Source organism: Streptomyces sp. W1SF4 (genome assembly GCF_003950035.1).
GTDB classification, from domain to species: Bacteria; Actinomycetota; Actinomycetes; order Streptomycetales; family Streptomycetaceae; genus Streptomyces; species Streptomyces racemochromogenes.
Window position 1 is genome coordinate 237,419 of sequence record NZ_CP034350.1, and the last position, 19,736, is coordinate 257,154.

Genomic DNA, 19,736 nt, shown 5'->3' on the forward strand with positions numbered 1-19,736 from the left:
CCGGGCATTTTCCGCTTGTGCTCGGCGGCCCCGGTCGGCAGGGTGTCCGGAGTGCCTGCTGATCTTGCTTCGAGATTGTTCGAGGGGTTTGGGGGAACCGATGCTGACCGGGATCGTGATCGACGCGCTGGACGTCGTACGGATGGAGCGCTTCTGGCGGGAGGCGACGCGGGGCCGGACGGACGGTCTGCGGCTGCGGTTCGTGCCGACGGCGACGCCGAAGGCGGGCAAGAACCGGCTCCACCTCGACCTGGCCGGGGGCCCTGACTGGGAGGTGGAGGTGGCGCGGCTGCTCTCGCTCGGGGCTACCCGGGCCGACATCGGCCAGGGGGACGTCCCCTGGGACGTGCTGGCCGACCCGGAGGGCAACGAGTTCTGCGTGCTGCGCCCCGGCCACCCGGGCGTCCTCGCCGATTCCGGACTGGTAGCGGTCTGTCTCGACATCGCCGAGGAGCACCGCCGCGCTCAGGAAGCGTCCTGGCCGTCGCGGACCGGCTGGGACACGGTGGAGTCCGAGGCCTGGGGCTTCCGGCTCCGCCGGACTCCCGCCAGCCCGGTCTCGCTGGTGATGGGGCCGCCCGCGGCGCCGAAGGCGGGGCGGAACAGGCTACGGCTGGAGACCGCCCGTCCGGGCGGTGAGCCGGGCGAGTTCCTCGACGCCGGCGGGAACGAGTTCCACGTCACCGGCGCCCGCCCCGCTCCGGCCCCGGCCCACGACGGAGGTGCGGGCGATGAGGACGCGTGAACTGAGGTTCGGCCTGTACGCGGACGAACAGGGACTGGCCTGGGTGAGGGGACTCGTCGGGGAGGCGGTGGCCCGTCGCGGGGCCCGGATCACCGGGGAGACCCTGTCGACGGACGACCGCCCCGACGGCGGGCCGGCGGCGGCCGAGCTGTACGACTTCCTGGCGGAGCAGTGGGCCGTGGAACATCCCGGCGAGAGCAGCGGCGCACGGCGGCCGGTCGAGCTGCGCGTCCGGCTGGCGTGCTCCCTGCGCACGTGGCGGACGGTCCGCAAGGCGGTGATCGGCGCGATGTGCCCGGCGGGAGCGGCCCCTCACGTCTGCCGGGTTCCGTGGATGGTGGGCTGACGGCGGCCTGCCGACGACCTGATGCCGGAGGATGACGGGCATGACGGGCATGACGACAGGGCGTGAGGCGGCGTCAGGGGCTGGCCGGCCGGTCGCGCTGGTGACGGGCGTCGGCCGCACCGCCGGGATCGGCGCCGGTATCGCCCGCGAGCTGGCCGGGGCCGGCTGGGACATCGCCTTCACCTACTGGACTCCGTACGACGCGCGCATGAGCTGGGGCGTCGAGGCCGGCGCGGCGGACACCGTCGCCGCCACGCTGGCGGAGCGGGGCGCCAGGACGGTGGCGGTGGAGGCGGACCTCGCCGATCCCGGTGCCCCCGAGCGCGTCTTCGACGAGGCGGAGGGCGCGCTCGGCGGCGTCACCGCGCTGGTGATGTCGCACTGCGAGTCGGTCGACTCCGGCCTGCTCGACACCACCCTCGAAAGCTTCGACCGCCACTTCGCGGTGAACGCCCGGGCGACCTGGCTGCTGATCCGTGAGTACGGGCGCCGGTTCCGCGGGAGCCCCGGGACCGGCCGGGTGATCGGCCTGACCAGCGACCACACCGTGGGCAACCTGCCCTACGGGGCGAGCAAGGGCGCGCTGGACCGCATCGTGCTGGCCGCCTCGCACGAACTCGCGCACCTCGGGATCACCGCCAACGTGCTCAACCCGGGGCCGGTGGACACCGGGTGGATGTCCGACGGGATCCGGGAGCACGTGCTCGGCCGCACGCCGCTGGGCCGCCTGGGCACTCCGCGGGACGCCGCCCACCTGGTCGCGTTCCTCTGCTCGCCGCAGGGCCAGTGGATCAACGGGCAGCTGCTCAAGAGCGACGGCGGTTTCGCCGGCTGACCGCGGAAGCCGTCGGGCGGATCGGCGTTGCACACCACGGTGACCGCGGTGTTCCGGTCCGGGCTCACCTTGAAGGTGCTGTGGAACTGCTCCCAGTCACCCCGGTGCACGAGGCTCCCGTCGGGCAGCACGAGCACGCCGGCCCCGTACCGGCCCTCCTCGATGACGTCCCGGGTCCAGGCGGGCGGGTGGTCGAGGAAGGCGGACAGGGGGTCGTTCAGCGCGAGGCGGTGCCGTCCGGCGAGCAGGAGGACGGCGTCGGCGGTGAACTGCTTGGAGTGGGAGGCCATGTCGAAGACCGTCCGCGGGGTGATGGCGCGCCCGGTCGCCAGGTCGGCCTTGCCCCGGCCGTGCACCGCGATGCCGTCCGGTTCACGCGGACCAGCTTCCTCCCTTCTTCGAGCCTCCCCCGGCGGCCGCGGCGCGGCCAGTCGACCGGCAACGGCCGGAACGCCGCCGGGCCGTGGAAAACGAGTGTCCGCCCCGCCCCGGGGTGCAGCACAATCACCGCATGGCTGACATGGGACTGTTCCGGAACGCGGTCGCCGACTGGGCGGCGGGCGGCGACGACGGGCCGGCCGGGGAGCGGGCCGGGGAACTGGCCGCGGAACGGGGTGTCGCGTCGGTGGTGCTGGTCGAGGGGCCCAGCGACCTCGCCGCCGTCGAGACCCTGGCGGCGCGCCTGGACCGGGACCTGCCCGCCGAGGGCGTCTGCGTCGTCTCCATGGGAGGGGCGATGAACGTCGGCCGGTACGCCCGGCTCCTGGGCCCGCCGGGACTGGGACTGCGCCTCGCCGGGCTGTGCGACGTGCGGGAGCAGCCCTACTTCGACCGCGGCTTCCAGCGGGCCGGGGCTCCCCGCCACGAGGTCTTCGTCTGCGTGGAGGACCTGGAGGAGGAGCTGATCCGCGCGCTGGGCGTGCCGCGGGTGGAAGGGGTCATCGAGGCCGAGGGCGACCTCGCCCCCTGGCAGACCTTCGTCCGCCAGCCCGCGCAACGCGGCCGCGACCCGCACCACCGGATGCGGCGCTTCCTCGGCACCAAGAAGGGCCGCAAGATCCGCTACGGGCACCTCCTCGCCCAGGCCCTCGACCTCGCTCTCCTGCCCGCGCCCCTCGACGCGCTGCTCACCGCCCTGGACCCGGCCCGCGCCGGACGCTGAGCGGCGGGACGCCGGCGCGCCCGGGCCGTCACCGGCCGGGGGCCGGTCACCGACCGGGGCGGGCCAGGCCGGTCAGGAGTACGTCCAGGGCCAGGTCGGTCGCCTCCGGCAGCGGGGTGTCCTCGAGGAGGGAGCCGAGGGCCAGCGTCGCCAGCCCGTGGACGGTGGAGAAGGCGACCTGGGCGAGGCGGACCGGGTCGCCCTCGCGGACGAACCCCTCCGCCTGGGCCCGCACGATGAGTTCGGCGGTGGTGTCGAGGCTGTGGTGCCCGAGCTCCCTGAGTTCGGCACTGGAGTCGTCGGCGCGCTTGGCGCTGAACATCAGGTTCAGCAGGGGCGCGTGGGTGACGGCGAAGTCGACGTACGCCCGCCCCAGGGCGGCCAGGCGGTCCGGCACCGGGCCGGGTGCTTCGGCCGCGGCGCTCAGGCGGGCGTTCAGCCGGGTGAAGCCGCTGACGGCGAGGGCGTCCAGCAGGGCCTGCCGGTCGCGGAAGTGGCGGGAGGGCGCGGCGTGGCTCACGCCGAGGTCGCGTGCCAGGGCCCGGAGGGACAGGCCCTCCACGCCCGATTCGGTGAGGACGGTCTCCGCGCGCTCCAGCAGGGCGGTCCGGAGGTTGCCGTGGTGGTAGGGCCCCTCGCTCAAGGCGGGCTCCCCTCTCTTGATGTTGTCATTGACTACAATGATGTCGCCGCCTACATTCATGTGTGTCCAACACGTGAAACGGAGCAGCCTACGATGCCTATGACATACCAGGGGACCGTCACCCTGATCACCGGGGCGAGCGCCGGGCTCGGCGTCGAGTTCGCCCGCCAGTGGGCCGCACGCGGAGCCGACCTCGTCCTCGTCGCCCGCCGCCTCGACCGGCTCGAGGAACTGGCGGCGGAACTGGAGAAGCGCCACGGCGTCACCGCCCACGTGATCGCCGCGGACCTCGCCCGGCCGGGAGCCGCGGCCGCGCTGCGCGCGGAGCTCGACGCGCGCGGGATCACGGTGCACTCCCTCGTCAACAACGCCGGCTTCGGCAGCCACGGCCCGTTCGCCGGCCAGGACGTGGCGCAGATCAACGAGATGATCCAGCTGAACGTGACGGCCGTCGCCGAGCTCACCCGGGCCTTCCTGCCCGACCTCGTGTCCGACGGCCGGGGTGCGCTGGTGAACGTGGCGAGCTCCGCGGCCTACCAGCCGACCCCCGCGATGGCGGTCTACGGAGCGAGCAAGGCCTTCGTTCTGAACTTCACCGAGGCCGTCGGCTACGAGACGCGGAACTCGCCGCTGCGGGTGCTCGCCGTGTCGCCGGGTCCGGTCAGCACGGAGTTCTTCGACGTCGTCGGCAGCCGGGACGCGGCCGTCGGCCGCATGGCCACGCCCGAGCAGGTGGTGACCGCGACCCGGCGCGCCCTGGAGCGCGCCAAGACCCCGCCCAGCATCGTCGCGGGCCTCGCCAACCGCGTCTCCGCGGCGGCCGCCGCACTGACGCCCCGGCGCCTCACGCTGGCGGTGTCGGGACGGGTCCTGAAGGCCTGACGCCTCGTGCCGCCGCCTGCGTACGCACATCCGCGTACGCAGGTACGGCAACGCCCGGCCGAGGGTCTCGGCCGGGCGTTGCCGGGGGGTTGCGTCACCGGTGGTCTAGTACCAGTGGTTGGCCTGCCAGAAGTTCCAGGCCGCGACGGGGCTGCCGTAGCGCTCGTTCATGTAGTCCAGGCCCCACTTGATCTGGGTGGCCGGGTTGGTCTTCCAGTCCGAGCCCGCGGAGGACATCTTCGACGCGGGCAGCGCCTGGACCAGGCCGTAGGCGCCGGAGGAGGAGTTCGTGGCGGTGTAGTCCCAGCCGCTCTCGTGCGTGACGATCTTGTCGAAGGCGGCGAACTGGGCCGGGTCCTTGATCATCTGCTGGGCGATCGCCTTGGCGCCCGTCGGAGCCGCCTGCGCCGGAACGGCGGCGAGCACGGAACCCGCGACACCCAGGGCGAGCACGGAACCGGCCAGAGCCTTCTTCGAAGCGGCGATGCGGCGGATGACAGCGTTGGACACGGAGAAACCTTCCGACGGGAACAAGGACGGCCGCCGCATGCCGAAGACATGCGTGAACCACTCACACAGGTGGGAGGGGCTCTGCCGGCGGGGGGCTCGCGCCCCGGCCGCCTCGGCGACATCACCCAGTTAGCCAGGCCCCCGACGCCCTGGCAAAGCCCCCGCCTACTAGCCGCCCTCGCACACCGGGACCCGCGCCCCGGCCCCAAACGCGGGCGGGAGCGGGCCGGGCGGGCTACTAACCCGGGCCGGATGTGACCTGGGTCCTGTGGGCCGCCTCACCGGCACACCGCCCCGATGTCACCCCACGTAACCGGTCAGACCCTGTGCGCTGGGTGTCCCCCGTCACTTCCAGCCCCCGAATCGAAGGCGATGCGCCTCCGCCGTGCCTAAGACGAGAGGCGTGGCCGGCCGCTGGTCACGCGGCTCCACAGGGAACGCGTGGCACCGAAGCCGCTCTCGTGCGTCCAGACGTGGGTGCAGCCGGGGCACTGGAGGTGCAGCAGGCTGCCCTTGTTCGAGAGCAGGTAGCGCCAGTGGCGGGAGCAGGCGCGCCGCTCCGTGCACGGCTCGCAGCCCCGGGTGTCCTCGCAGGCCGGGCACGGCACCCAGGCCCGGCGGCCGATCTCGGCCTGCGGGTCAAGCGGCAGCACGGCCGCCCCCGCGCACGGGCAGCACGCCGGCCGCCACCAGGGCGTCGTACGTGCGCTGCTGTTCGGCGTCGAGGCCCGAGTAGAGCAGGTCGTACGCCTCCTCCTCGCCCCTCAGCACGTCGACCGGATCCCAGTCGGGGCCGAGCGCGGCCATCACCTGGGCGCGCTGGAGCATCTCCTGGGAGGTCAGGTCGACGGTGAAGCCGACCAGGCCGGCGGGGCCGTCGGGGCCGGCGGGGGGCGGGGAGTGGTGCGTGGACATGGGGCAGAACTTAGGTATGCCTTCCCTCCCGGGTCAAGGGAGGGTGGGGGGAGTCACATCCCACCCTCCACGGAATGATCCGCACATATCCCCTCGGCCGTCAGGGGCCGCCGCGGGGCGGGCCGCCCGGTGCGGTCAGCCGCGCCGGAAGACCACCTCGGGGTCGGCCGCCGTCGGCCCGTCCAGGCGGGGTGCGGGCAGGCCCTTGAGGTGCCGGTCGAAGAAGTCACCGGTGTAGGCGCGGGTGATCCGCTGCGAGCGGTCTCCCGAGAGGGGGGTCTCCGGGTGCGGGGCGCCCGCGGCGTCGGCGAGGACGGGCCAGTCGGTGAATCCGGGGTGGCCCATGCCGGTGACGGTCAGCCAGCGCTTCCAGCCGTCCATCCGCGGCCAGGCGTCGGCCCAGCTGGTGTCCTCGATCTCCGGCGGGGTCAGGGCCGGGTCGCCGCCGAGCAGCAGGAACGGACGGCCGCCGAGGCCGGTCTCGGGGAGCGGGGCGAAGAAGGTGCCGTCCATGTTCACGCCGGCGGCCACGCGCGGGTCCGCGGCCATGGCCGTGGCGGCGGAGGCGCCGCCGATCGAGTGGCCGGCCATGCCGATGTGCCGGGCATCGATCAGCCGGGAGTGGCGCCAGGCGGGGCGGTCGCCGGTGAGCCGGTCCAGCAGGAACGTCACGTCGCGGGCCCGGGCTTCGGACACGCGGTGCAGCGACCGGTCGGGGAAGACCTGCTCGCAGGCCTTGCAGTCGAGCATCCTGCCGCCGGGGAAGACGGTGCCGTCGGACTCGTAGGCGTGGTCGAGGGCGGCGACCACGTAGCCGCGCGAGGTCAGGTCCTCCGCCAGCACGGTGAGGGAGGAGCAGGGCAGGGTGAATCCGGGTGAGAGGACGACCAGCGGGTACCGGCCGCCACCGACGCGCGGCAGCGCTCCCTCGCGGGCGTGGGTGCGGACGGCGGCGACCTGTTCGGGCGTGGCGTGGCGGCCGAGTTCGCCGCGGTCCGTGAGCAGGGCGCGCGCCTCGGCCACGGTCGTGTACGGGGCCGGGTGTCCGGTGCCGCGCACGGCGGGGTAGTAGAGGGACACGAGCAGTTCGCGGTCGGCGGCCGGGACCCAGGGGTCCTTGCGCGCGGTGTCGACGAGGTGGAGGGTGTCGCGGCCGACGGCGAAGGCGCCGGTGGGGCGCGGCAGTTCGAATCGCGCGGCACCAGCGGGGGTTTCCGCCCGGCCGCCCGCCACGGCGGGCGTCGGCGCGGTGGTGGTGGCGGCGGTCGCGGTCACCTGGCCGCCGGCCAGCAGGAGTCCGGCCGCGGCGGTCGCCGCGAGCGCACGGATGATCTTGGTCATGCCCACACCATAGAGAAGTTAGGGCAGCCTCACCTAACCAAATTCTCATCCGGGCGCGGAATGGCCGGAATCCGCCGCCGCGGACCGGCCACCCGTCCGCGCCGCCCGCCGGCCGACCGGACGCCCGGAGGATATCCGTGCCGCCCGCGCGGACGCACGGCGCGCACGCGGTGCGGACGCCACACTGGCGGGCATGAGGATCGCCGTCATGACAGCGGGGTCGCGCGGGGACGTCGCGCCGTACACGGGGCTGGGGCCGGCCTGGCCCGGGCCGGCCAAGAGGTCACCCTGGTGACCCACGAGGTGTTCGCACCACTGGTGGCCGGGTCGGGGGTGCGCTTCGCCACCCTCCCGGGGGATCCCCGGGCCGAGTTGCACTCGTCGCGCGGGCGTGGGCTGCACCGGAGCCGGCACGGGGCGGCGAAGCTGCTGCGGGCCGTCGCGCTGGCGCGGCGCATCGCGCCCGAGATGACGCACCCGCTGGTCAGTGCCGCGCGCGACGCGGACGTCGTACTGGCCGGCGGGACGGTCGCGCCGCTGGCGTACGCCATCGCCGAGGGCCTGTCCCGGCCCAGCATGGGCCTCTTCCTGCAACCGCTGCACGGCACCCGGGAGTTCCCTCCGCCGATGCTCGGCACCCGCTCCGCGGGCCCGCTGGGCAACCGGCTCGGCGGGCGGGCCGTCGTCACGGCCGTCGACCACGTCTTCACCCGGGCCGCGCGGGCCCTTGCCGCCGAACACGGCCTGCCCGCCGGCCCGCTGTCCGCCGGCCGCCGCGCCCGCGAGCGGTGGGGCTGGCCCGTGTGGCACGGCTTCAGCGAGCTGGTGGTCCCCCGCCCCCGCGACTGGCGCCCGGGGCTGGAGGTCTGCGGGTACTGGTGGCCCCACGACGGCGCCGACAGCCGGCTCCCGCCGGAGCTGGAGGACTTCCTCGCGGCCGGCCCCGCCCCGGTGTACGTGGGCCTCGGCAGCGCCACCACACCCGACCCCGGGCGGGTCAGCGCCGACGTCGTGGCCGCACTGCGCGCGGCCGGGCTGCGGGGCGTGGTCCAGCAGGGGTGGGCCGGGCTGTCCGCCGCCCAGGACGACGTGATCACCATCGGCGAGGTGCCGCACTCCCTGCTGTTCCCCCGCGTGGCCGCCGTCGTCCACCACGCCGGGGCGGGCACCACCGGCGCGGCCCTGCGCGCGGGCGTCCCCTCCGTACCCGTGCCCGTGCAGTTCGACGCCCACTTCTGGGCGGCCCGCCTGGTGGAGCTGGGCACCGCCCCCGGTGTGCTGCCCCTGCGCCGCCTCGGCCCGGCCGCCCTCGGCGCGGCCGTGCGGGAGGCCGTGGGCAACCCCTCCTACCGGGAGCGGGCCCGGTACCTCGCCGGACGGCTGGCCGCGGAGGACGGGGTCGCTCCGGTCGCCGCCGCGCTCGAACGGCCGGCGCGGGCCTGAGGGGTGCCCCTCAGCCGCGCGGCTGCTGCTGCCAGGGCTGCTGGTACTGGCCCGGATGCTGGTACGGGCCGGGCTGCTGCTGGTACTGGCCCGGATGCTGCTGGTACGGCGCCGGCTGCTGGTACTGACCGGGATGCGGGTACTGCCCCGGCTGCTGCTGCGCGGCCTGGGCCGGCCGGGCGCCGCGCAGCAGGGCGTCGAAGCGCGCGTACAGGTCGTGGGCGGCGTCCGGGGCCGGTGCGTACGCGGTCACGGATCCGTCGGTGAGCCGCACCGTGATCACGCTGCCGCCGCCGGGGCCGGGCTGGTGCCAGACACCGGAGAGGGCCGTGGCGGGGACCCAGGACCCCTCGGTCTCGGGGCCGCCGCTCCCCCAACGGCGGCGCAGGGCCCGCCGGTAGCCGGGGATCAGCAGCAGGGGGAAGCTCACCACGACGAACAGGAAGAGGAAGACGCTCGCGAGCACCCCACTGGTCCAGTGCAGCAGCGCGATGATCGCCCCGTAGCAGACGGAGGCGATGGCCACCATCAGGCAGGCGGTGACGGCGGCCTCCGGTGCCCCGTTCTTCTTGAGCAGGCTGTAGAGGCCTATCGACGCGAGCATCACCAGCAGGGTGACGCACCCGGCCCCCTCGCCGAAGAGCTTCTCGGCGAGGGAGTCCTCGCCGCCTTCCTTCTTGGCGGCGTAGCCGTGGTCGTGGAACTGGACGGAGACGCGCCCGCCCGGCGTGGCGGTCACGCCATTGATCGTGTACATGGTGATCACGCTAGCGCCGTCGTCCGGTAGGCCGGGGACCGCCCCCGGTCCGGGGCCCTCCCGGCAGCCCGTCCGGCCCCGTCCGCGTCGGTGTCAGACGCCGGCGGGTGCTCCGGCCCGGGCGATGACCACGTCGAGCAGGGCCAGAAGGGCGCCGCGGGCGTCCGTACGGGAGCGGGCGTCCAGCAGGAGGACGGGGGTGGACGGGTCGCGCAGGTGCAGCGCGGCGGCGATCTCCTCGGCGGTGTAGGCCTGTTCGCCGTGGAAGCAGTTCGCGCCGACGACGAACGGCAGGCCCCGGCTCTCGAAGAAGTCGATCGCGGGGAAGCCGCGGTCCAGGCGCCGCGTGTCGACGAGCACGAGCGCGCCCAGGGCCCCGTTCAGCAGGTCGTCCCACATGAACCAGAACCGCTCCTGGCCGGGCGTGCCGAACAGGTAGAGGACGACCCCGGCGTCGGAGAGGGTGATCCGGCCGAAGTCCATCGCGACGGTGGTCAGCGTCTTGGACTCGATGCCGTCGAGGTCGTCGACGCCGACGCCGGCGCTGGTGAGGCGTTCCTCCGTGCGCAGCGGCTCTATCTCGGAGACGGCCTCGACCAGGGTCGTCTTGCCGACTCCGAACCCCCCGGCGACGAGGATCTTCACGGGGGACGCCGCCCGGGCGGTGGAGTCGTCGGAAGGGTCATATCCGGGCAAGGTTGTCCCTGATTTTCATGAGCAGGTGGACGTTGGTGGTCTCGGCGCCCTCCAGGGGCGGCCGGTGGTGGATGAGTCCGCGGTCGGCGAGTTCGCCCAGCAGGAGCGTCATCGGGGTGAGGCGCATGTGCATGCGGGCGGCGATCTCGGCGACCGCCAGGCCGCCCGGCCGGGCGCACAGGGCGAGGACGGTCCGCCATTCGGTGGCCAGACCGGTGTGGGCGCCGTCGGCGACGGCCGCCGCCTCGATGGTGGTGTCCATGGTGAGGACGGTCTGCGGGGCGGCGGCCGTACGGCCGTCGGTCAGCGCGTACAGCCGTGTCCGGCGGGGGCTTCGGCGCGGCGGCTGGTCGGGCATTACGGCGTCGGCGGGGTGGTGCGCTCGGGGGTCCCCAGCCATTCGCCGAGTGCCTGGGCGGTGCGTACGGCTTCGCCGCCCAGTTCTCCGAGGCGCGCCTTGCGGGAGGTGACGACGATGAGCGTGCTGCCTTCCCCGCAGCCCACGACGCAGAGGTAGCGGTCGTCCATCTCCACGAGCTGGCGGATGACCCGGCCGCCGTCGATCTCCCGGGATATCGCCTTCACGGTGGCGGCGATGCCGGAGGACGCGGCGGCGATGCGTTCGGCCTGGTCCCGCTCCAGCAGGTAGGCGCTGAGCATGATCCCGTCGTTGGACAGGAGCACGGCTCCCTGGATGCCGGCGATCCTGCTCAGGTTGTTGTCCAGGATGCCGTAGATCGTGTCGCTGGCTGTCGTTGTCATGGCTGGTCCGCTCCGAGCTCTGCTTCCACTTTCTTGGTCCCCTCTTCGTAGTCGGCCCAGGCGTCGGCCACCTCTTCGGGTGTCTCCGGGTCCCGGCCGGCCGCCGGTTCCGGGGCGCGCGGGCCCCGGAGCTGCCGGGTGAGGTGGGTCTGCGGGACGCGCTCGGGCAGGGCCGGCCGCGCGCCGGGTCCGGGCGCGGGGGTGGCCGCGGCGGCCGCGGGGCGCTGCGGCGGGGCGGGCGCGAGGGCCACCGGGGCGTCGGCGGCGGGTACGGGCGCGGCCTCGGGTACGGGCTCCGGTACGGGTGTGGGTACGGGGCCGCGTACGACGGCGGGGCGCGGGGTCCGTTCGGGCAGCGGCCTCGGCTCGGCCGGTCGCGGCGCCGGGGCCTTCGCCTGGGCCGGGAGCAGCAGGCCGCCCGGCAGGATGACCACGGCGGCCGTGCCCCCGTACACCGAGCGGCGCAGCGTGACACGGGCCTCGAGCTGGTCGGCCAGGTGGCCCACGACGAAGAGGCCGAGCCGGTGGGCGTTCTCGGCGAGGACGGAGAACGGCGGCGCCGAGTGCAGGCGTTCGTTCATGGCCTCGTAGCCGGCGGCCGATACGCGCGGTCCGCGGTCCTCGATCTCGACCGAGAGGCCGTCGGCGACGAGTTCGGCGCGGACGACGACCTTCGACCGGGGAGGCGAGAACCGGGTGGCGTTGTCCAGCAGTTCCGCCAGCAGGTGGCTGATCTGGCTGATCACGTGCGGCCGTACGCTGGCCTCGTCCAGCGCCTGCCGTTCGATCCGCCGGAAGTCCTCGACCTCCGCGGCGGCCTCGCGCAGCAGGTCGGCGACGCGCATGGGTTCGGTGTGCGGGTCCGGGATCTCGCCGCCGGCGAGGATGAGCAGGTTCTCGATCTGCCGCCGCATCCCCACCGTCAGCTGGTCGGACCGCATCAACTGGGCCAGGAGCGCCTCGTCGTGGCCGAAGGTGTCCTGGAGCTCCTCGGTCAGGCCGAGCTGGCGGCTGACGAGGTTCCCGGTGCGCGAGGCGATGCCGGAGGCGAAGAGGCCGAAGCCGTGCCGCTCGGCCGCGAGTTGCCGGTGCCCGTCGACGGACACGGCGACGACGCGGGCGAAGGCGTCGGCGATCTGGCCGACCTCGTCCTCGCGTCCGTGTACGGCGGGCAGTGCCCCGGTGTCGACGGGCTCGCCGCGCTGGAGCCGGGCCACCACCTCGGGCAGGGTCTCCTCGGCGATGGCGACCGTGCGGGTGTGCAGGCGGCTGAGGCGGCGCAGCACCGACCGCGTGGTGAGGACGACGACAGCGGTGACCAGCAGCAGGGTGCCGCCGCTGGCCCCGACCAGCCAGTAGACCTCGGTCTGGAGCCCGGCGGCCTTCGCGTCGGCGTGCGCGAGCACGCTCTGGGCCCGGGCCGTGGTGAGTGCGGCCAGCCGGGGGGCGAAGCCGTGGTGCGCGGCGGGCCACTCGTCGACGTCCGCGGGCAGTTTCACGCCGGTCGCGGTGTCCTTGTGGTTGGCGATGACGGCGTTCTCGACGCGGAGCTTGGTCTGCCAGGCTTCCGAGCCGGTGAGCCTGTCGTACGCGGTCAGTTCGGCGGGCGGCAGGTACGGCACGATCCAGGTGTCGTACAAGTAGCGGTGGGTGCCGACGGCGTCGAGGAACTGGGAGAAGCTGGTGGACGCCAGTTCGCGGGAGGGGCCCGCTAGCGTGAGGGCCGTGTCCTCGCGGGCGACCATCTCGGCGGCGGAGAAGAGGGCCACGGCGGGCCTGCTCTCCTGCGCGATCTCGGCGTCCTCGGCGTGGCTGAATTCGTCCTGGTAGGCGCGGATGATGTCGTCGATCACGCCGGTGTAGTAGCCGACGGCCTGTTCCGCGCTGCCGCTGTGCGCGTCCACGCGCTTGCGGTAGGAGGCGAGCAGGTCGAGCCGCCCGCTCACGGCGGCCAGGCGCCCCTCTCCCTGACCGGAACTCCCCGGGGCGCCCACGCCGCTGCCGACGGTCTTGCGGAACTCCGCCGCGGCGCGGTCCGTCGCGGCCCGCCGCTCGCGCAGCGCTTCGTCGGCCACGGAGGATCCCGCCCACCGTGCGGCCGTCACCGCCCGCTCGGCCTGCAGCTCCGTCATCAGCCCGACCAGCGGTACGCCGATCCGTTCGCCGGCCTCCACGTCGGCGCGCAGGTGCTCCGACTGGGCGAGCAACCGCTGGGCGGTCACGGTGACCTGGGCCCCCATCGCCACGGTCGGGACGACGGCCAGGCAGACCAGCATCGTGCGCAGGCGCACGGTGCGGCGGCGCCGGGCCGGGGGCGGCGGGGTTGGCGGTCCTTCGGGGGCCATCGCAGACATCGGTCCTCGGGGGCGGCGGAGACGGGGGCCTGGACGAGGGCATGGGGGAACTGCCGACACGACCCTGCGGGGTGGGGATGCCGATCATATCCAGCCAGTCCGAATATGCGGAGACCTTACTTCCATGCCCCTGCGTGGTAAAAGCGCCCGGCTGCCGTCCGGCGGTATCGGGAGACGGCGGCGGGGGAAGGCTGGTCGCGATCGGTACGGGCCGTCGTCAAAGGAGTGGGACGGGATGCGCACGCTGACTTTCGTCGTGGGGACGGGCCGCAGCGGGTCGACCGCGCTGTCGGGGATCGTCAACGCGCATCCGGACGTGCTCAGTCTGAACGAGCTGGTGTCCTCGGTGCAGAGCCGGGGGTTTCCCGAAGGCCTCCTGGCGGGTGAGGCGTTCTGGCGGCTGCTGGCCGACCCGAATCCGCTGTTCGAGCGGATGATCCGCAGTGGGGCGCCGATGCCGGAATTCGTCTACACCCGCCGTCCGGGGCGCTTCTCGACCGCTACGACCGGCATCCCGGCGCTGTCCCTGATGGTGCTCCCGCACCTGAGCGACGACCCCGACGGCCTCTTCGACGAGCTGGGGAAGGAGGTGCGCGGGTGGCCGGCCCGCACCGCCGCCGGCCACTACGAGGCACTGTTCGGCTTGCTGTGCGCGCGGTTCGGGTCCTCGGCGGTGGTGGAGCGGTCGGGCTACTCGTCGGACCGGGTGCCGCTGCTGCGCCGGGTGTTCCCGCGGGCACGCTTCGTCCACCTGTTCCGGGACGGGCCGGACTGCGCGCTGTCCATGAGCAGGCACGCGGGATACCGGCTGATCTTCCTGATGCGGGAGATCCTGGCCCGGACGGGGGCCGAGCGCGTGGAGGAGCTGACCGGGGAACAGGTCCGGTCCCTGCCGCCCGAGCTGTCCGCGCTGCTGGCGGACCGCTTCGATCCGGCGCTGGTGCTGGAGCGGGAGCTGCCGGTGGCGGGTTTCGCGGCGCTGTGGTCGGAGATCGTCGTCCGGGGCGTGGCGCACCTCGACGGGGTTCCGGCGCCGATGCGCACCACGCTGGCCTACGAGGACCTGCTCGACCGGCCCCGCGAGGAGCTCGCGAGGCTGGCCGGCTTCATCGGCGTCGAGCCCCTCCCCCGGTGGCTCGACGCGGGTGCCGCGCGGCTGGACGCCGGCCGGCGGGGCGCGTCGCTGCGGCTGCCGCCGGCCGGACTGGCGGCGCTGCGGGAGGGGTGCGCCGCCGGCGAGCGGGCCCTGGCGGGGGGGCCGGGGGTAGGGGCGGCGCTCAGCAGGTGACGGTGACCTCGTGGACGACGGGCCGGGCGGCCCAGGGGAACGAGGCCACGCCGAAGGCGGCGCGTACGGTCGCCCCGCAGGGGACGGAAGCGGCCGGGCCGCGCACCTCGAGGCCGGCCGCGGTGAAGACGACCGGCTTCGCCTGGGTGACGGGCGCGCCTGCGCCGACGACCTCGGCGGACAGGGTCGTGAGCAGCTCCCTCGGTTCGGGCGCCGGGCTGCCCGGGGAGGGCGGGCCGGCCAGGCCGACCTTGCCGTGGACCACGACGGTGGTCCCGCTTACCTCGACGCACACCCGGGTGTTCAGGCCGGCCTGGAGCCCCGGGCTGCCGCAGGAGGTGACGGTCTCGGTGGCGGCCGCGGGGGTGGCGGCGATGGCGGGGGCGCCGGTGAGGGCGGTCAGGCCGACGGCGGCGGCCGTCAGAAGGGCCAGGCGGTTCACTGGGGTTCTCCTCGTCGTCATGGCGCGGTGCCCGCTCGCGCGGGCCCGTTCGTATGTCATGTGATATTTCACATGACATACGAACGGATCATGACCAACAGCTGAACCGTTCCCTCCCACGGTGCGTCAGGAGGGCTCCGACGGGGTCCAGTACGGGGCGCGACCGCTCAGCCCGACCGTCCGGTCCAGCAGCGGGGCGCCGTCCGGCACGGGCACGACGGGCCCGAAGACGCCCCCGCCGCGGTCGTCCTCCTCGGCGGCCGCGAGCAGGAAGTCGTACGACACCCCCAGCGCGACCCGGTCGGGTGCGTAGTCCTGGCCGGTGGCCCGGGCGAGGTCCCAGCCGTGGACGACCAGTTCGTCGGCGGCCACCGCGGCGGCGACGGCACCGGGCAGGTCGACGCCGCCCGCGCGGGTCATGCCGCTCCAGGCGGCCGGGTCCCGCCAGGCCTCGGCCAGCTCGCCGAGCAGCCTCGGCAGCCGCTCGCGCCAGTCGGCGGGCAGCCGGGGCGCGGCCGTGCCCGGGGGCGTGTCGGTCGTGGGGCCCAGGTCCTTGCGGGCCGCGTCGCGGAAGGCTTCGGCCAAACCCGCCAGGTGGCCCAGCAGTTCGCCCACCGGGTAGTCGGGGCACGGGGTCGGGCCGCCGAGCCGGGCGTCGGGGACGCCGGCGACCAGTGCGGCGACGACGGCCGCCTGCGGTCCGAGGTCGAACCCCGTCGTGCTGTTCATCAGCCTCTCCCTCCGCGGCGTACCGGGGTGAAGGCTAGGCCCGGGCCACGGCGGGAGCCGGCCGGACATGCCGGAGATGCCCGGCCGCGAATAAATCGGATGAGACGCCCAGCCGCCCGTTGCTAGGGTGCGGAACGCCGTGACAGGACCGGAGGAGGTGACACCCATGAAGGCTGTATCGAGGTGGGTGCTCCCCGACTTCCGTCACGGTGTACGACCGACCTAGGTGTCGTCGTCGGGAGCGCCCGCGCAACCAGGCACTCCCGAAAGGCGACAAACCATGGACACCGTGATCATCAACCGGGTGGACGAGACCCGGTGGCAGGCACTGGACGAGGGCCGGGTCGTCGGCCACGGCGATGTCTCGCGACGGCCCGACGGCCGGCTCTTCGTCAGCATCGACGCGTGGCGGGACGAGGCCTTCGACCGGCTCGCCGCAGCCCTCCTGGCGGACCTTCCGGCCCCTCTCCACACCCTGGTGGGCGAGGCCGACACCGGCCTGAAGTCCCGCTGGGAGCGGGCCGGTTTCACGGCCGGACGCCGTGAGCGCGAGTACGTCCTGCCCACCGACCCGCGCGAGAGCGGACTCGACCCGTCGCGGACACCCGCCGGTGTGCGGATCCTGCCCGGCACGCAGGCGGACGCGGACCTGCTGCGCGCCCTGCACCGGGCGGTCCGCGAGGAGGCCGAGGCCGGTCCCGGCTGGCGGACCATGCCGGCCGAGGTCCTGCCCCGCCCGAACGGGCCGTCGCCGCTGGACCCTTCGAGGTTCACGGTGGCGGTCCGCGACGGCGCGTACGTGGGGCTGGTGCGGGTGGCGCCGGTCCCCCGCCGGGCGCGGATCGGGCTGGTGGCCGTACGCGCCGGCGAGCACCGCCGGGGCATCGGGCGGGCGCTCCTGGCACACGCGCTGGGCTCGCTGCACCACGGCGGGACCGACTCGGCCTGGGCCGAGGTGGACGAGTCCAACACGGCCGCGATCACGCTGTTCGAGGGCATCGGCGCACGCCGGACGGGCGGCAACGTGGAGCTCGTGCGCCACTGACACCGCCCCGCCGGACCCGCCTTCCCCCATCCGCACCCGCACCCCGATCCGAGAGACGAGGGACATTGGCAAGAACATCGAAGGGCCTGGAGATCGAGGGCACCGTCGTCGAGTGCCTGCGCAACGCCACCTTCACGGTGGAACTCCAGAACGGGCACCACGTGCTCGCGCACATCAGCGGCAAGATCCGCAAACACCGCATCAGGATCCTGCCGTTCGACCGGGTGCTCGTGGAAGTCAGCACCTATGACCTGACCCGCGGCCGCATCATGTACCGCTACCGGACCTGATCGGCGGCGGACGTGCGCCCGGGACTCCCCGGGCGCACGCTCCGGCCGAGGCCCAAGAGGGGGCGTCGTGCCCCTTGTCGTGCCACCCGGGTTCGCGAATGATGCTTGCGGCGCGCCCGCCGCACCGGCCGGGCTCCGCGCCGGACGCCGAACCCGACCAGCCGGAGGCCGCTTTGCGGACGAGTCGTCACATCCGTCACACCCGCAGGGCATCGGTCGCCGTCGGCGCCGCCCTGACCCTGGTCCTCGCCGTGCCGCAGGTGGCCTTCGCGGCTCCGCCCCCGGCCCTGCCCGTGAACGCCGACGCCGTCGAGCTGGCCTTCCAGCCCGCGTACGACTACGACACGGACGGCTGCTACCCGACGCCCGCCATCGGCCCGACCGGCGTCCTGAACGGCGGCCTCAACCCGACCGGCGCGCTGAACGGGAACTGCCGCGACGCCTCGGACCTCGCCAACACCAACGGCTATTCCCGGGCCGCCTGCAACAACGGCTGGTGTGCCGTGGCGTACGCGCTCTACTTTGAGAAGGACCAGGCCATCCCGGGCATCAGCCTCGGCGGGCACCGCCACGACTGGGAGCACGTGGTGGTGTGGATCCAGGGCGGCGAGGCGAAGTACGTCTCCACCTCCGCCCACGGCGACTTCAACACCTACCCCCGCGACCAGATCCGCTGGGACGGCACCCACCCCAAGATCGTCTACCACAAGGACGGCGTCGGCACGCACTGCTTCCGCCCGGCCAACGGAAACGACGAACCGCCCGAGAACCACCGGGGCACCTGGCAGTTCCCGGCGCTCGTCGGCTGGTCGGGCTATCCCGCGACGCTCCGGGACAAGCTGAGCCAGGCGGACTTCGGCAGCGCGCACTTCGGCCTCAAGGACGGCTCCTTCGCCTCCCACCTGGCGAAGGCCAAGCCGGCGGGCATCCCCTTCGACCCGAACCAGTAGCGGTCAGCGGGACGCGAAGTCCTCCCGGTCCAGGGCGAAGACGGTGCAGGGGCGGTCCAGGACGGTGTCCTCGCGCAGCCGCGCGAAGCCGAGGCGCGAGGCCACCGCGGTGGAGGCGGTGTTGCCGTGATGGATCATGGCGGTGATCCGCTGGAGCCGCAGCGTCCCGAAGCCCCACGCGAGCACCGCCTCGGCCGCTTCGGTGGCGTAGCCGCGCCCCCAGTGGGCGCGGGCGAAGGTCCAGCCGATCTCTGTCTCGTCGAACTGCTCCCACCAGTTGAGGCCGCTGCGCCCGATCAACTCGCCGGTGCCGCGCAGTTCGACGGCGCACAGTCCGTGGCCGCGCCGCTCCCACTGGTCCTGGATCGCGCGCAGGCGGGCCGCGGCCTGTTCCGGTGTGTAGCCGCCGACGAAGCGGTTGACCTCCTCGTCGGCGTGGAGGCCGACCCACCAGTCGGCGTCGGCTTCGGTGAGGGGGCGCAGTCGGAGGCGTTCCGTGGTGATCACTCGCGTACGGTCCTTCATCTCAAGGAGGATGTAACAGAAATGGTTACGACAACGGCCGAAGGAGAGGCCGGCCCCGGCGGGGCCGGCCGTCGCGGAACACGGGGCGCTCAGCTTCCGGGAACCGTCGCCCTCGCCACGTCGGCGACGGTGACGGCCGCCAGTTCGGCCTTCATCGCCTCCTCCGCGCGGTCGTAGACCCCGCGGAGGACGGCGGGGATGCCCCGCGCGACGGGGCAGTCCCGGTTGGGCGGCGAGGCGTGCAGGGGGATCAGCGGGTCGGGCTCGACCGCGAGGTGGACGTCCCTCAGCGTGATCGATTCGGGGGCGCGGGCCAGCCGCCAGCCCGCGCCCCGTCCCCGCTGCGACTCCACCAGCCCGGCGTCCCGCAGGCTCCCGAGGGTGCGGCGGATGACGACGGGGTTGGTGGCGACGCTGGCGGCGATCTGCTCGGAGGTCACGATGCCGCCGGGCCGCTGGGGGCAGACCCGCGCCATCCAGGTCAGCGTGTGCGTGGCCACGGTCATCCGGCTGCTCGCGCTCATGGGACCTCCCGCCGTCCGGAGGCACGTACGCGCACGCACCCACCCCTGTGTCGTAACCAATCTTGTTACGACACAGGGGTGGGTGTCCAGCCGCGGTGTCAGCGCATGCTCTGGTGCTCCACGATGTCGCAGTCGGTGTAGGCGGCGGGCCTCGTCATCAGCGCCGAGAGCGCCTGGGCCAGCTCGCTGGTCTCGGGCGCGTCGCTGTTCGCCATCGCCGCCTCGTGGGACTCGAACTGCACCACCGCGAGGTACCGGTTGGGGTTGGCGCGGTCCTTGAGCAGGGTGCGGGCGACGGGGGCACCGTCGCGCCCCTGCGAGCGGGCCTGCTCCTCGTACGCGCGCAGCAGCTCGCGCGCCTCGTCGATGCGTTCCGTCTCGAAGTCGATGATCTGCGCGAACTTCATGTTCCCGGCTCCTCCGTCGTACGGGGCCGCGCCCCCGTGGGCCGGCCTGCGCACAGCAAACACCCTCGCGCTCGGCGCACCCGGGCCACACGCTCGACGGCGCGGCGAATCCACGAGATCGGGCCCGGGGCCCCGTCGGGCTCCC

General features: G+C 74.0%; 24 protein-coding genes and 1 pseudogene. 10 read left to right on the plus strand and 15 right to left on the minus strand.

Translation table 11 applies throughout. The features are described 5' to 3' along the window. Positions 1-100 precede the first annotated feature (100 nt). The 4 genes from D1J60_RS01290 (at position 101) to D1J60_RS01310 (ending at position 3,088) form a co-directional block, all read left to right on the plus strand. The gene (locus D1J60_RS01290; protein ID WP_125819770.1) at positions 101-745 is read left to right on the plus strand and encodes a VOC family protein; all 645 of its coding nucleotides are present in this window, start codon (positions 101-103) and stop codon (positions 743-745) included. Then, positions 732-1,091: a hypothetical protein gene (locus D1J60_RS01295; RefSeq protein ID WP_125819771.1), complete on the plus strand. Its 360-nt coding sequence runs from the start codon at positions 732-734 to the stop codon at positions 1,089-1,091. Before D1J60_RS01290 ends, D1J60_RS01295 begins: the two co-directional genes overlap by 14 nt. 49 nt (positions 1,092-1,140) lie before the next feature. After that, positions 1,141-1,926 (plus strand): SDR family oxidoreductase, encoded by a 786-nt coding sequence (locus tag D1J60_RS01300; RefSeq protein WP_125823797.1) that lies wholly within the window; start codon positions 1,141-1,143, stop codon positions 1,924-1,926. 511 nt (positions 1,927-2,437) lie between these two features. Continuing rightward, on the plus strand, positions 2,438-3,088 hold the full coding sequence (locus D1J60_RS01310; RefSeq protein ID WP_125819772.1) for a TOPRIM nucleotidyl transferase/hydrolase domain-containing protein: 651 nt from the start codon (positions 2,438-2,440) through the stop codon (positions 3,086-3,088). Between the two features lie 46 nt (positions 3,089-3,134). Here the strand turns inward: D1J60_RS01310 and D1J60_RS01315 are convergent, their stop codons facing one another. Beyond that, positions 3,135-3,731, minus strand: coding sequence for a TetR/AcrR family transcriptional regulator (locus D1J60_RS01315; RefSeq protein ID WP_125819773.1), 597 nt, complete (start codon positions 3,729-3,731; stop codon positions 3,135-3,137). Positions 3,732-3,824: 93 nt separating this feature from the next. Here D1J60_RS01315 and D1J60_RS01320 point away from each other — a divergent pair, with 93 nt between their 5' ends. Beyond that, positions 3,825-4,613 (plus strand): SDR family oxidoreductase, encoded by a 789-nt coding sequence (locus D1J60_RS01320; RefSeq protein ID WP_125819774.1) that lies wholly within the window; start codon positions 3,825-3,827, stop codon positions 4,611-4,613. Positions 4,614-4,718: 105 nt separating this feature from the next. Here D1J60_RS01320 and D1J60_RS01325 read toward each other — a convergent pair whose 3' ends face one another. From D1J60_RS01325 to D1J60_RS01340, 4 genes are all read right to left on the minus strand, one after another. Next, on the minus strand, positions 4,719-5,162 hold the full coding sequence (locus tag D1J60_RS01325; RefSeq protein ID WP_125819775.1) for a transglycosylase SLT domain-containing protein: 444 nt from the start codon (positions 5,160-5,162) through the stop codon (positions 4,719-4,721). A gap of 350 nt (positions 5,163-5,512) precedes the next feature. Then, complete coding sequence (locus D1J60_RS01330; protein ID WP_125819776.1) at positions 5,513-5,776, minus strand: hypothetical protein; 264 nt, start codon at positions 5,774-5,776, stop codon at positions 5,513-5,515. Further along, the gene (locus D1J60_RS01335; RefSeq protein ID WP_125819777.1) at positions 5,763-6,038 is read right to left on the minus strand and encodes a DUF6400 family protein; all 276 of its coding nucleotides are present in this window, start codon (positions 6,036-6,038) and stop codon (positions 5,763-5,765) included. Before D1J60_RS01335 ends, D1J60_RS01330 begins: the two co-directional genes overlap by 14 nt. A gap of 135 nt (positions 6,039-6,173) precedes the next feature. Then, positions 6,174-7,379: an alpha/beta hydrolase gene (locus D1J60_RS01340; protein ID WP_125819778.1), complete on the minus strand. Its 1,206-nt coding sequence runs from the start codon at positions 7,377-7,379 to the stop codon at positions 6,174-6,176. 208 nt (positions 7,380-7,587) lie between these two features. Here D1J60_RS01340 and D1J60_RS01345 point away from each other — a divergent pair. Beyond that, positions 7,588-8,822: pseudogene (locus D1J60_RS01345) on the plus strand (glycosyltransferase). Positions 8,823-8,832: 10 nt separating this feature from the next. Here D1J60_RS01345 and D1J60_RS01350 read toward each other — a convergent pair. From D1J60_RS01350 to D1J60_RS01370, 5 genes are all read right to left on the minus strand, one after another. Beyond that, on the minus strand, positions 8,833-9,579 hold the full coding sequence (locus tag D1J60_RS01350; RefSeq protein ID WP_125819779.1) for a hypothetical protein: 747 nt from the start codon (positions 9,577-9,579) through the stop codon (positions 8,833-8,835). 93 nt (positions 9,580-9,672) lie between these two features. Further along, complete coding sequence (locus D1J60_RS01355) at positions 9,673-10,275, minus strand: ATP/GTP-binding protein (protein WP_125604210.1); 603 nt, start codon at positions 10,273-10,275, stop codon at positions 9,673-9,675. Continuing rightward, positions 10,262-10,633: a DUF742 domain-containing protein gene (locus tag D1J60_RS01360; protein ID WP_042800368.1), complete on the minus strand. Its 372-nt coding sequence runs from the start codon at positions 10,631-10,633 to the stop codon at positions 10,262-10,264. The genes D1J60_RS01355 and D1J60_RS01360 overlap by 14 nt, the downstream gene beginning before the upstream one ends. Further along, entirely contained in the window at positions 10,633-11,037 is a 405-nt protein-coding gene (locus tag D1J60_RS01365) for a roadblock/LC7 domain-containing protein (protein ID WP_125604211.1), read from the minus strand. Before D1J60_RS01365 ends, D1J60_RS01360 begins: the two co-directional genes overlap by 1 nt. Next, positions 11,034-13,382 (minus strand): sensor histidine kinase, encoded by a 2,349-nt coding sequence (locus D1J60_RS01370; protein WP_241253094.1) that lies wholly within the window; start codon positions 13,380-13,382, stop codon positions 11,034-11,036. Before D1J60_RS01370 ends, D1J60_RS01365 begins: the two co-directional genes overlap by 4 nt. Before the next feature lie 244 nt (positions 13,383-13,626). On the opposite strand from D1J60_RS01370, the gene D1J60_RS01375 reads away from it, so the two are divergent. Next, positions 13,627-14,679 (plus strand): sulfotransferase, encoded by a 1,053-nt coding sequence (locus D1J60_RS01375; RefSeq protein WP_125819781.1) that lies wholly within the window; start codon positions 13,627-13,629, stop codon positions 14,677-14,679. Here D1J60_RS01375 and D1J60_RS37090 read toward each other — a convergent pair. Together D1J60_RS37090 and D1J60_RS01380 are read right to left on the minus strand one after the other, a co-directional pair. Further along, the gene (locus tag D1J60_RS37090) at positions 14,669-15,121 is read right to left on the minus strand and encodes a hypothetical protein (RefSeq protein WP_164720806.1); all 453 of its coding nucleotides are present in this window, start codon (positions 15,119-15,121) and stop codon (positions 14,669-14,671) included. The two genes, D1J60_RS01375 and D1J60_RS37090, sit on opposite strands and share 11 nt — an antisense overlap. A gap of 126 nt (positions 15,122-15,247) precedes the next feature. Beyond that, a complete protein-coding gene (locus tag D1J60_RS01380; RefSeq protein ID WP_125819782.1) occupies positions 15,248-15,850 on the minus strand; it encodes a TIGR03086 family metal-binding protein in 603 nt (200 codons plus the stop codon). A 280-nt stretch (positions 15,851-16,130) separates the two neighbouring features. Between D1J60_RS01380 and D1J60_RS01385 the strand changes: the two genes are divergently transcribed. From D1J60_RS01385 to D1J60_RS01395, 3 genes are all read left to right on the plus strand, one after another. After that, entirely contained in the window at positions 16,131-16,895 is a 765-nt protein-coding gene (locus tag D1J60_RS01385) for a GNAT family N-acetyltransferase (RefSeq protein ID WP_125819783.1), read from the plus strand. Between the two features lie 65 nt (positions 16,896-16,960). Then, positions 16,961-17,185, plus strand: coding sequence for a translation initiation factor IF-1 (infA, locus tag D1J60_RS01390; protein ID WP_125603054.1), 225 nt, complete (start codon positions 16,961-16,963; stop codon positions 17,183-17,185). A 173-nt stretch (positions 17,186-17,358) separates the two neighbouring features. Next, the gene (locus D1J60_RS01395) at positions 17,359-18,135 is read left to right on the plus strand and encodes an NPP1 family protein (protein ID WP_125819784.1); all 777 of its coding nucleotides are present in this window, start codon (positions 17,359-17,361) and stop codon (positions 18,133-18,135) included. A gap of 3 nt (positions 18,136-18,138) precedes the next feature. Here D1J60_RS01395 and D1J60_RS01400 read toward each other — a convergent pair whose 3' ends face one another. The 3 genes from D1J60_RS01400 to D1J60_RS01410 form a co-directional block, all read right to left on the minus strand. Further along, complete coding sequence (locus tag D1J60_RS01400) at positions 18,139-18,660, minus strand: GNAT family N-acetyltransferase (RefSeq protein WP_125819785.1); 522 nt, start codon at positions 18,658-18,660, stop codon at positions 18,139-18,141. Positions 18,661-18,749: 89 nt separating this feature from the next. Further along, complete coding sequence (locus D1J60_RS01405; protein WP_125819786.1) at positions 18,750-19,184, minus strand: Rrf2 family transcriptional regulator; 435 nt, start codon at positions 19,182-19,184, stop codon at positions 18,750-18,752. 98 nt (positions 19,185-19,282) lie between these two features. Further along, positions 19,283-19,591, minus strand: coding sequence for a hypothetical protein (locus D1J60_RS01410; protein ID WP_125819787.1), 309 nt, complete (start codon positions 19,589-19,591; stop codon positions 19,283-19,285). Positions 19,592-19,736 lie beyond the last annotated feature (145 nt).